This window comes from Streptomyces niveus (assembly GCF_001723055.1).
In the GTDB taxonomy this organism is placed as follows: Bacteria; Actinomycetota; Actinomycetes; order Streptomycetales; family Streptomycetaceae; genus Streptomyces; species Streptomyces niveus.
The window spans coordinates 1-11,086 of record NZ_MDCR01000311.1 but is presented as its reverse complement, the minus strand read 5'-3'; the positions used below and the strand labels follow the sequence as shown (position 1 = coordinate 11,086).

Annotated in this window: 10 protein-coding genes; 6 read left to right on the top strand and 4 right to left on the bottom strand. The window is 72.4% G+C overall.

Going from position 1 to position 11,086, the window contains the following annotated elements; all coding sequences use genetic code 11:
• Window positions 1–1,155 (top strand): alpha/beta hydrolase (locus tag BHU15_RS29870; RefSeq protein WP_069630008.1); only part of this gene is annotated, 1,155 nt, incomplete at its 5' end.
• Between the two features lie 52 nt (window positions 1,156–1,207).
• Here BHU15_RS29870 and BHU15_RS29865 read toward each other — a convergent pair.
• The 3 genes from BHU15_RS29865 to hemG form a co-directional block, all read right to left on the bottom strand.
• Window positions 1,208–1,720 carry a mycothiol transferase gene (locus BHU15_RS29865; RefSeq protein WP_069630007.1) on the bottom strand — a complete coding sequence of 171 codons (513 nt, stop codon included), beginning with the start codon at window positions 1,718–1,720 and terminating at the stop codon, window positions 1,208–1,210.
• 326 nt (window positions 1,721–2,046) lie between these two features.
• Complete coding sequence (gene hemQ, locus BHU15_RS29860) at window positions 2,047–2,763, bottom strand: hydrogen peroxide-dependent heme synthase (RefSeq protein WP_023537911.1); 717 nt, start codon at window positions 2,761–2,763, stop codon at window positions 2,047–2,049.
• A gap of 4 nt (window positions 2,764–2,767) precedes the next feature.
• A complete protein-coding gene (gene hemG, locus BHU15_RS29855) occupies window positions 2,768–4,225 on the bottom strand; it encodes a protoporphyrinogen oxidase (RefSeq protein WP_069630009.1) in 1,458 nt (485 codons plus the stop codon).
• A 241-nt stretch (window positions 4,226–4,466) separates the two neighbouring features.
• On the opposite strand from hemG, the gene BHU15_RS29850 reads away from it, so the two are divergent.
• Window positions 4,467–5,342 (top strand): DUF4349 domain-containing protein, encoded by an 876-nt coding sequence (locus BHU15_RS29850; protein WP_255293248.1) that lies wholly within the window; start codon window positions 4,467–4,469, stop codon window positions 5,340–5,342.
• A 69-nt stretch (window positions 5,343–5,411) separates the two neighbouring features.
• Window positions 5,412–6,794 (top strand): FAD-dependent oxidoreductase, encoded by a 1,383-nt coding sequence (locus BHU15_RS29845; RefSeq protein WP_023537914.1) that lies wholly within the window; start codon window positions 5,412–5,414, stop codon window positions 6,792–6,794.
• A 4-nt stretch (window positions 6,795–6,798) separates the two neighbouring features.
• Here BHU15_RS29845 and hemE read toward each other — a convergent pair whose 3' ends face one another.
• The gene (gene hemE, locus BHU15_RS29840) at window positions 6,799–7,890 is read right to left on the bottom strand and encodes a uroporphyrinogen decarboxylase (protein WP_069630005.1); all 1,092 of its coding nucleotides are present in this window, start codon (window positions 7,888–7,890) and stop codon (window positions 6,799–6,801) included.
• A 91-nt stretch (window positions 7,891–7,981) separates the two neighbouring features.
• Between hemE and BHU15_RS29835 the strand changes: the two genes are divergently transcribed.
• From BHU15_RS29835 to BHU15_RS29825, 3 genes are all read left to right on the top strand, one after another.
• Entirely contained in the window at window positions 7,982–8,656 is a 675-nt protein-coding gene (locus BHU15_RS29835; RefSeq protein WP_031229208.1) for a DUF3000 domain-containing protein, read from the top strand.
• A 217-nt stretch (window positions 8,657–8,873) separates the two neighbouring features.
• Window positions 8,874–9,533: a helix-turn-helix transcriptional regulator gene (locus BHU15_RS29830; protein WP_023537917.1), complete on the top strand. Its 660-nt coding sequence runs from the start codon at window positions 8,874–8,876 to the stop codon at window positions 9,531–9,533.
• An 87-nt stretch (window positions 9,534–9,620) separates the two neighbouring features.
• Window positions 9,621–10,904 carry an HRDC domain-containing protein gene (locus BHU15_RS29825; RefSeq protein ID WP_031229209.1) on the top strand — a complete coding sequence of 428 codons (1,284 nt, stop codon included), beginning with the start codon at window positions 9,621–9,623 and terminating at the stop codon, window positions 10,902–10,904.
• Window positions 10,905–11,086 lie beyond the last annotated feature (182 nt).

Genomic DNA, 11,086 nt, shown 5'->3' with positions numbered 1-11,086 from the left:
GCCGCCGACTACGGGAAGGCCCCCACCCTCGCGCCGACGTACCCATCGGAGTCGTACAAGCGGGAGCGGGTCTCGCGCGCCAAGGCGTACGCCCAGGGCTGCGCCCGCAGCGCGGGACCGGCCCTGCGTCACTACACGTCGCTGAACAACGCCCGCGACCTCGACGTGCTGCGGGCCGCCCTCGGTGAGAAGAAGCTGACCTTCATGGGCGCCTCCTACGGAACGTACTTCGGCGCGCTGTACGCGTCGCTCTTCCCGTCCCACGTACGCCGGATGGTCTTCGACTCGGCCGTCAACCCGGACCCGGACCAGATCTGGTACCGCAACAACCTCGACCAGTCCCTCGCCTTCGAGCGGCGCTGGGCGGACTTCCGGGCCTGGGTGGCGAAGCACGACGCGACGTACGGGCTCGGCGCCACGCCCGAGGAGGTGCAGCACAGCTACGAGCGGGTACGGGCGTCGCTCGCGCACCACCCGGCGGGCGGCAAGGTCGGCCCCGGCCAGCTGCACGCGGCGATGCTCGGGGCGGGCTACTACGACGACTACTGGGCGATGCGCGCGACGGCGCTCTCCGAGTTCCTGAAGGGCAACACGAAGCCCCTGGTCGACCAGGCGTCGCCGCAGCCCGCCGCGGCCTTCGACAACGAGAACAGCAACGCCGTCTACACGGCCGTGGAGTGCAACGACGCGCCGTGGCCGACGGACTGGAAGGTGTGGGACCGCGACAACACCGAACTGGCCACGCGCGCCCCGTTCGAGACGTGGGACAACGCATGGATGAATCTGCCGTGCGCCTTCTGGCCGGCGCCGCGCCAGCGGCCGGCCGACATCCGCACCGAGGCCGGTGAGCTGCCGCCGACGCTGATCCTGGCGGCCGAGCGGGACGCGGCGACGCCGTACCCGGGGGCGCTGGAGCTGCAAAGGCGGCTGTCCGGCTCGGCGCTGGTGACCGAGCGCGGCGCGGGCACGCACGGCATCGCGGGCGGTCCCAACGCGTGCGTCAACGATCACGTCGAGGCGTATCTGCTGACCGGGAAGACTCCGGTGCCCGGCGCCGAGTGCGCGCCGCACGCGGAGCCGAACGCGGTGTCGCTGGAACGCGACGACACCCGCTCCGAGCTGCACCGGAGGCTGAACCCGGGCACCCAGCTCTGAAGCCCGAGCGCCGTGGCCGACCGGTCCGGTCGGCCACGGCGCCTCGCGTTCGTCAGGGCCGTGCCAGCCAGCCCCTGACGAAGGCGGCCTGGCCGACGTGCTGGAGGTCGTCCGAGACGACGCTGACGAGCCGCACGCCGAGGGTCACGGCCGGGACCCAGTTCCGGTCCACGACGCGTCCGTAGTCCTCGTCGTCGAGTGTCCTGAGGTATGTGACGGTCTGCTCGTGCACGGCGTCGTGGTACCCCACCAGCGCCTCCCCGTCGACCCCGCCGACCGCCGCCACGTCCTCGGGCGAGTGTCCGTACCCGGTGGCCCTGCGCGAGAAGGGCAGCTCGAACCTGCCGGTCCAGTCCTGTGCGATCCACACCTCGTCCACCCCGGCCAGGTCGGCGATGTGGTCGTCCTGGATGCGGGTGAGGTGCCAGACGAGCCAGGCGATCGAGTTCGCCCCCTCGTCGACGCGTACGGCCAGCTCGTCCGGCGAGAGACCGTCGACCACCCGGTGGACGGTGTCACGGATCCGGTCGAAGGCGTCGATGAGCAGGTCACCGCTCGCGGTCATGGCACGCTCCGATTCTGTCCGGCCCGGACCGTACGGGACCGGACCCCGGGAACAGGGCTGCCTCCAGCATCGCCTTCCCGGCCGTGCCGCGCTTCCCCGGAGCGGCCGGCTGCGGGGGGGGCGGAGACACCGGTGCGGCGCGCTGGAAGCGCGCCGCACGCGGAGCCGAACCCGGTGTCGCTGGACGAGAGGCCCGGCCGCGGGCTGCCGCCGGTCGTCTGATCTTCCGGGTGGGACGGCCGGCCCGCCCGAGGGCGGTCCTGCCGTCATGCAGTTGTGCGATCACGCTACGCGGACCGCGGACCGCACCTGTGGATCAGGCGTGGTCAGGCGAGTTCGGCCACCAGGTCCGCCACCGACTTGCGGCGGCCGGTGTAGAACGGCACCTCTTCCCGAACGTACAACCGCGCCTTCGAACCGCGCAGATGACGCATCAGGTCGACGATCCGGTCCAGCTCGTCCGCCTCGAAGGCGAGAATCCACTCGTAGTCGCCGAGCGAGAAGGATGACACGGTGTTGGCGCGGACGTCCGGATATCCACGGGCCATCTTTCCGTGGTCGGCGAGCATCGTACGCCGCTCCTCGTCGGGCAGCAGATACCAGTCGTAGCTGCGCACGAAGGGGTAGACGCTCACCCACTCGCGCGGCGTCTCGTCGGCCAGGAAGGCCGGCACGTGGGACTTGTTGAACTCGGCGGGGCGGTGCAGCGCCATGTTCGACCAGACGGGCTCCAGCGCCCGGCCCAGCTTCGTACGGCGGAAGAGGTTGTACGCCCCCTGGAGCTCGTCCGCGGTGCCGGCGTGCCACCAGATCATCAGGTCGGCGTCGGCGCGCAGCCCGGAGACGTCGTACGTGCCGCGCACGGTGATGTCCTTGGCGGCGAGCTGGTCGAACAGCTCCTGGACCTCGTCGGCGTAACCGGCCCGGTCCTCCGGCAGCAGATCGCGCAGCTTGAAGACGGACCACAGCGTGTAGCGGATGACGTCGTTGAGATCCTTGGCCTTCTTGCCCGCGTTGGGGGTCTTGTCTGGTGCGGAAGTCATACGGCTATTCTCCCGCGCCCCGATCCGTGCCCCGCGCCAGGGTCGGCGTGGCCATGATCTCGTCGGCCGCGCGCCGGGCGCTCGCGACGCAGGCGGGGATGCCGACGCCGTCGTACGGGGCGCCGCAGACGCGCAGTCCGGGGAGTTCCGCGACGGCCTGACGGATCCGGGCGACGCGGGCGGGATGGCCGACGGGGTACTGGGGCAGGCCGCCGATCCAGCGGGTCACCTCGGTGGCGACGGGGCGGGCGGCGAGTCCGGTGGCGGCGCCGAGGTCGCGCAGGGACGCCCCGACGAGTTCGGCGTCCTCGTGCTGGAGCTGCTCCTCCTCGCCGTACCGGCCGATGGACGTACGCAGGACGAACAGCTCCGGCGCGGACTCGGCGACCCAGTTCCACTTGCGGGTGGAGAAGGTGGCGGCCTTGATGGTGCGGCCGTCGACGGGCGGTACGAGGAAGCCGCTGCCGTCGGGCAGGCCGGGCGGCGCGGTGAGGGCGGCGCGGGGGAACGCCATCGTCACGAGCGCCATGGAGGCGTACTCGATCCGGGCGAGTTCGGCGGACGCGCCGGGTGACTCGTGCGCGAGGAGCGCGGACGCGGACCAGGCGGGGTTGGCCATGATCACCCCGTCGGCGGCGACGGTCTCCCGCTCGGTCCTGACGGCCCAGCCGGCGGCGGTGCGGGTGAGGGCGAGGACGGGCTCCTCCGTACGGATGTCGCCACCGCGCGCGCGTACGGCGTCGGCGACGGCGCCCGGCAGCGTGCCGACGCCGCCGTCGATGCCGGTGAACACGGCGTCGGTGCGCGGGTGTTCGGCGGCCCTGGCCTGGAGGGCGCGGACGGCGTCGAGGAGCGAGTCGTGCGTGCGGAGCTCCTCGTAGAGCTGGGGGACGGCGGCGCGCATCGAGATGCGGTAGGCGTCGCCCGCGTAGACGCCGCCGAGCAGCGGCTCCACGAGCCGGTCCACGACCTCGTGGCCCAGTCGCTGCGCGACGTACTCGCCGACGGACACGTCGTCGCCGACCGGAGCCGGGCCGAGGTCCCCCTCGCGGCCGATCCTGGCGACGCCTTCCGCGGAGAGCAGGCCGGCGAGGGCCGACGCGTCGCCCGGCACACCCATCACATGGCCCTTGGGCATGGCGTGCAGCTCCCCGCGCGACCAGACGGACGCCGAGGTGGTGGCGGGCGGCTGAAGGCGCTCAGCGAGCCCCACGGAGCGGGCGAGGTCGACGGCCTCGGGGCGGCGCGCGAGCATCGACTCGGCGCCGAGGTCGACGGGGGCGCCCCCGATCTCGCCGGTCCGGAGTTTGCCGCCGAGCCGGTCGGTCGCCTCCAGGAGGGTGACGCGGGCACCGGCGGACAGCAACCGGTCCGCCGCGGCGAGCCCGGAGATGCCGCCGCCGATGACGACGACATGGGGCGCGGGATCAGTAGGAGGCGTGGGATTCGGACTGCTCACCATGGTCTCCACCCTCTCAGACCACTTCCGGCGCGCGTCGGCCCGTACCGAGTCCCGACCGTGACCGCTTCGCGACCGGAAAAGCGCAACCCGCGCGGCTGACGGTCCGTCGAACGGGCGACATTCGGCGCACGGCATCCTTGGGGGGACCGACATGCGTGCACTTCCCGCATTCGCGGCAGCACTTCTCACCGTTTCACTCGCCCTGGCCGGGTGCACCGGGGGCGCTTCGGACAGCCAGGACATGAAGGCCGACAGCGCGGCCAAGCCCGCGACGGGGCAGGAGGGGGCGGGGGCGGCGGCCGACGAGGGCCGGGGTGAGCAGCCGGCGGAGGGCGGCAAGAAGGCGGACACGGACGCGGCGAAGACGCATGTGATCCGGACCGCCACGCTCTCGGTGGAGGTGAAGAGCGTCACCAAGGCGCTCGCCGAGGCCCGTTCGGTCGCGGTGGACGCGGGCGGTGTGATCGAGGACGAGACGACGGAGCGTGTCGACGACTCGTACATCACCTCGCACGTCGTCCTGCGTGTCCCCGAGGCCGAGTACGACTCCGTCCTCACCGAACTGGCGGGCACCGGGAAGCTGTTGTCCCGCACGGCGAACGCGAAGGACGTCACCGAGCAGGTCGTCGACGTGAACAGCCGTATCGCGACGCAGCGCGCGAGCGTGAACCGGGTACGGAAGCTGATGGACCAGGCGCAGGACATCACGGACGTGGTGGCCCTGGAGTCCCAGCTGAACACACGTCAGGCGGAGTTGGAATCGCTGCTGGCCAAGCAGGCGTCGCTGGCCGACCGGACGACGATGGCGACCGTCACGCTCGACCTGAGCGAGAGGGCGAAGGAGGAGAAGGCCGACGAGGACGACGGTCCGGGCTTCCTGGACGCGCTCGGCGGCGGCTGGGACGCGTTCGTGTCGGTGCTGCGGTGGATCGTCGTGGTGCTGGCCGCGATCCTGCCGTTCGTGGTGGCGCTGGCGGTGCTGTTCACGCTGTGGCGGGTGTTCGGCGTCCGGCTGTCGGCCCTGCGGGCACGTCGTACGCCGGCCGTCGAGCCGGCCGCGGCCCCGGCTCCGTCGCCGTCGCCCGACGAGGGCAAGGACGAGGGCAAGCAGGACTGAGGGCGCTCCTGCGCGTAGCGTCTGTGTGCCGGACACCCGGTGTCCGGCACACATCCGAAGGGACGCGCAATGGCGGCGGAGCGCTTGGTGGTCATCGGCGGCGACGCGGCGGGAATGTCCGCCGCGTCGCAGGCCCGCAGGTTCAAGGGGCCCGAGGAGCTGGAGATCGTCGCCTTCGAGCGCGGCGACTTCGCCTCGTACTCGGCATGCGGCATTCCGTACTGGGTCGGCGGCGACGTCGAGCACTTGGACGATCTCGTCGCCCGTACGCCGGAGGAGCACCGGGAGCGCGCGATCGACCTGCGGATGCGTACCGAGGCCGTGGAGATCGACACCGCGGGCCGACGGGTCCTGGCCAGGGATCTGGACGCCGGGACGGAGTCGTGGACGGACTTCGACAAGCTGGTGATCGCGACGGGTGCCCGCCCGATCCGGCCGCCGCTGCCGGGCATCGACGCCCCCGGTGTGCACGGCGTGCAGACCCTCGGCGACGGCCAGGCGCTGATCGAGAGCCTGACCCGCACGGGCGGCGGCGGGCGCGCGGTCGTCGTCGGCGCGGGCTACATCGGCGTCGAGATGGCGGAGGCGCTGCTCAAGCGCGGGTACGAGGTCACCGTCCTGCACCGCGACGAGCAGCCGATGGCGACGCTGGACCCGGACATGGGCCGGCTGGTCCACGAGGCGATGGACGGCCTCGGCATCACGACGGTCGGCGGCGCGGCCGTGTCGAGGATCCTGACCGGTGACGACGGCCGGGTCAGGGCGGTCGTCACGGACGACGCCGAGTATCCGGCGGACGTCGTCGTCCTCGGCATCGGCGTCCGCCCGGAGACGGCGCTCGCCGAGGCCGCCGGTCTGCCGCTCGGCCCGCACGGCGGCCTGCTGACCGACCTGTCGATGCGGGTACGCGGCCACGACGACATCTGGGCGGGCGGCGACTGCGTGGAGGTGCTCGACCTGATCACGGGCACCACCCGCCACATCGCGCTCGGCACGCACGCCAACAAGCACGGCCAGGTCATCGGCGCCAACGTGGGCGGCGACTACGGCACCTTCCCGGGCGTCGTCGGCACCGCCGTCAGCAAGGTGTGCGACCGGGAGATCGCCCGTACGGGACTGCGCGAGAAGGACGCCCGCGCGGCGGGCCTCAGATACGTCTCGGCGACGATCGAGTCCACCGGCACCGCCGGGTATCTGCCCGGCGCGCGGCTCATGACGGTGAAGATGCTCGCCGAGCGCCGTACGGGCCGGCTGCTCGGCGTGCAGATCGTGGGCGGCGAGGGCGCCGCGAAGCGGGTGGACATCGCGGCGGTCGCCCTCACGGCCCGGATGACGGTCGAGCAGATGACGGCGCTGGACCTGGGCTACGCGCCGCCGTTCTCCCCGGTCTGGGACCCGGTCCTGGTGGCGGCCCGCAAGGCGACGGCGGCGGTGCGCAGGGCGGGCTGGTAGTCGCCTAGCGGGCGGTCCGGGTGTGGAGGTACTCCACCAGACGCGTCAGTGAGTCCGGGTCCATGTTCGGCAGCACGCCGTGCCCGAGATTGAAGATGTGCCCCTCCAACCCCTCGGCGGCGGCGAGGACTTCGTCGGTCTTCGTCTCCACGGCCCGGGTGGGGGCGAAGAGGACCGCCGGGTCGAGGTTGCCCTGGAGCGCCTTGCCGGGGCCGACGCGGCGGGCCGCCTCGTCCAGCGGTACGCGCCAGTCGACACCGACCACGTCGGCGCCGGCCTCGCCCATGAGGCCGAGCAGTTCGCCCGTACCGACACCGAAGTGGATACGCGGCACGCCGTATCCGGCGATCATGTCGAAGACCTTGGCGGAGGCGGGCATCGCGGAGCGCCGGTAGTCGGCGGGGGCGAGCGCTCCCACCCAGGAGTCGAAGAGCTGTACGGCGCTGGCGCCCGCCTCGATCTGCACCTTGAGGAACGCCCCGGTGATCTCCGCGAGCCGGTCGAGCAGTTCGGCCCACAGCTCCGGGTCGCCGTACATCATGGCCTTGGTGTTCTCGTGGTTACGGGACGGCCCGCCCTCCACGAGGTAACTCGCGAGGGTGAAGGGGGCGCCGGCGAAGCCGATGAGCGGGGTGGACCCCAGCTCGGCGGTGAGCATGCCCATCGCCTCGGTGACGTAGTGCACGTCGTCCGGCGTCAGGTCCCGCAGCTGCGCGAGGTCGGCGCGGGTGCGGATGGGGTGCGCGACGACGGGGCCGACGCCCGGCTTGATGTCGAGGTCGACGCCGATGGCCTTGAGCGGGACGACGATGTCGCTGAAGTAGATCGCGGCGTCGACCCCGTGCCGGCGTACCGGCTGGAGCGTGATCTCGGTGACCAGGTCCGGCCGCATGCACGACTCCAGCATCGCGGTGCCCTCGCGCAGCTTGCGGTACTCCGGCAGCGAACGCCCCGCCTGCCTCATGAACCACACGGGTGTGTGCGGTACGGGCTCCCGCCTGCACGCCTTCATGAAGGCGGAGTCGTGGGTGGCGAGTGTCGCCGCTGTCGGCGCGGTCTTCGTCGGCTGGCCCGAGGGGCGGTCGTTGGCGCTCACGCCCAGAATCTTCGCATGTACACAGAAGCGGCTGCCCCGGGCCGGGTGTCCTTCACCGCACGGGACGTTCGTTCCGCCTACTCTTCCCCGCATGGCTGCGGCTCAGGGACAATTTTCTGATCATTCCAACGGCGTCGGCAGTGCGGGGGGTACGGAGGGGGACTCCGTCCCGTCCGCGTTCCGGCTGGCCGTCGAGGCACTGCGGACGGCGCGACTGCGCCCCGAGATGGAGATCGACCCGACCAAGCCTCCCCAGCGGCTCGCGCCGCACGCGTACGCGCTGGAGGCGGCGGTCGTCGAGGGCGACGACGACCTGGCCGACGGCCGGCTGGTCCTGCTCCACGACCCGGCCGGACACGACGCCTGGCAGGGCACGTTCCGGCTGGTGACGCTCGTACGGGCGGAGCTGGAGCCGGAGATGGCGGTGGATCCGCTGCTCCCGGAGGTCTGCTGGTCGTGGCTGACGGGGGCACTGGAGGCGCGCGGGCTCTCCTACGGAGAACCGAGCGGCACCGTCACGCGCGCGGGGTCGCACTACTTCGGCGGCCTCTCGGAGCGCCGCCCCGCGACCCAGATCGAGATCCGGGCGTCCTGGACGCCGCGCGAGGGCATGGGCGGAGTCCCGGACACGGCAACGCACTTGGCGGCCTGGTGCGATCTGCTGTGCCAGCTCGCGGGCCTGCCACCGGCGGCCCCGACGGGCCCTACGGAGCCGGGGGCCGGTGTGGTCTCACTCCCCCAGCGCCGGGGCCCCCAGGCCCGCTAGAGGGCGTCCAGGCGCACGGGGCGGGGTTCCGGGGAGGGGCCCACTCGTAGGATGATCGATCGCGTATCCGAATTGCCCGAATTGTTACTCATCAATTCGTGATCATTCTCTAAAGGCGGGGACGGTTGCTGCCGAAGAGGTCAATGACCCTTCAAGCACGGTTCCCCTCCGGCTTCATCCCCGAGCCGGCCCGTCCCGCACCTTCCCAGGAGGCCTGGTGTCCGTTCTCCTCGAGCAGCCCGCAAGCCTGGTCGCCTACCGCCCGAACAAGCCGACGGCCATGGTCGTCGTGGCCGACCCTCGCGTCCGCTCCACCGTGACCCGCCACCTGTGGGCCCTCGGAGTACGTGACGTCATCGAGGCTTCGTCCATCGCGGAGGCGCGTCCCCGCGTCGGCAACCCACGCGACATCTGCGTTGCCGACGTCCACCTGCCCGACGGTTCCGGGCTGACCCTGCTGTCCGAAACCCGGGCAGCGGGCTGGCCCAACGGCCTCGCCCTCTCCGCCGCCGACGACATCGGCGCGGTGCGCAACGCCCTCGCGGGCGGAGTCAAGGGCTACGTCGTGACCGGTACCCGTACGAACATCGGCCACCCCGGCCGCCCCGGCGCCGCACCCATCGGCGCGGGACCCCGCATGCACCGCCGCCCCCCGGGTTCCCCGAGCCACCCGGGAGGCTACCGCGAGCTCTCCGGCCGTGAGGTCGAGGTGCTCAGGCTGGTCGCCGAAGGCCAGTCGAACAAGGCGATCGGCGTCTCCATGGGCCTCTCCGCCCTGACCGTCAAGAGCCACCTCGCCCGGATCGCGCGCAAGCTCGGCACGGGCGACCGGGCCGGAATGGTCGCCGTGGCCCTGCGTACCGGGATCATTCACTGACCGGTTTCACCCTCCCCACCGGCCGCATCGCCCGCCGACGGAACGTTCCGTCGGCGGGCGGCGTCCGTTCACAGATACCCTTGACACGTGACCGACGCCCAAGAGACCGCAGAAGACCCACCACTGCGAACCACCGGGGGCGCTCCCCCGGACGACGTCGAAACGGCGCCGATCCCTTTGTTGGAGCCTCGCGAAGGCATTCCGCCGGTGGTCGCCACCGAAGAAGCGCTCGCCGAGGTGATCGCTGCCTTCGCCGCGGGCACCGGCCCGGTGGCCGTCGACGCCGAACGGGCGTCCGGCTACCGCTACGGGCAGAGTGCGTACCTCGTACAGCTGCGCCGTGAAGGCGCGGGCACCGCGCTCATCGATCCCGTCGGCTGCCCCGACCTCTCCGCCCTCGGCGCCGTCCTCGCCGACACGGAGTGGATCCTGCACGCCGCGACCCAGGACCTCCCGTGCCTGCGGGAAATAGGCATGCGCCCCACGCGGCTGTTCGACACGGAGCTCGCCGGCCGCCTCGCGGGCTTCCCGCGCGTCGGCCTCGGCGCGATGGTCGAGAACGTCCTCGGGTTCGCCCTGGAGAAGGGCCACTCCGCCGTCGACTGGTCGACCCGTCCGCTCCCCGAGCCCTGGCTGCGGTACGCCGCGCTGGACGTGGAGCTGCTGGTCGACCTGCGGAACGCGCTGGAGAAGGAGCTGGACCGGCAGAACAAGCTGGACTGGGCCTGGCAGGAGTTCGACGCGATCGCCTCGGCCCCGCCGCCGCCTCCGCGCAAGGACCCGTGGCGCCGTACGTCCGGCATGCACAAGGTCCGGCGGCGCCGGCAGATGGCCGTCGTACGGGAGCTGTGGAACACCCGCGACCAGGCCGCGCAGCGGCGCGACGTCTCCCCCGGCAAGGTCCTCAGCGACGGCGCGATCATCGAGGCGGCGCTGGCGCTGCCGCTGAACGTGCACGCCCTGACGGCGCTGCCCGGGTTCGGGCACCGGATGGGTCGGCGAGCGCTCGAACAGTGGCAGACGGCGATCGACCGGGCGAAGGCGCTGCCCGACACGGAGCTGCCGCAGCCGGGGCAGCCGCTGAACGGTCCGCCGCCGCCGCGTTCGTGGGCGGACAAGGACCCGGAGGCGGCGGCCCGCCTCTCGGCCGCCCGCGCGTCGGTGACGGCGCTCGCGGAGCGGCTGAACATGCCGCAGGAGAACCTGATCACGCCGGACACGGTGCGGCGGGTGTGCTGGGAGCCGCCGGCGGAGCGGAGCGTGGAGGCGGTGTCGTCGGCGCTGGCCGCGCATGGCGCGCGGCGGTGGCAGGTGGAACAGGTGGCACCCCTGCTGGCCCGCGCGCTGGGGGCGACGGCGGCGACGGGCTGAGCGGCTCGCCGGGTCCGCCCGGCGGGCGGGTTGCGCGGGTTGCGCGGGTTGCGGCTGCGGCGGGCCGGGGTGGTTGGGGTGGTTGCCGGGTGCCGCTCCGGGGTCATGGCCGGACGGCGTGACTTACGCCGCGTGCACGGTTGCTGGACTCGCTGTGGCCTCGTTGTCCACGCGGCACAAGT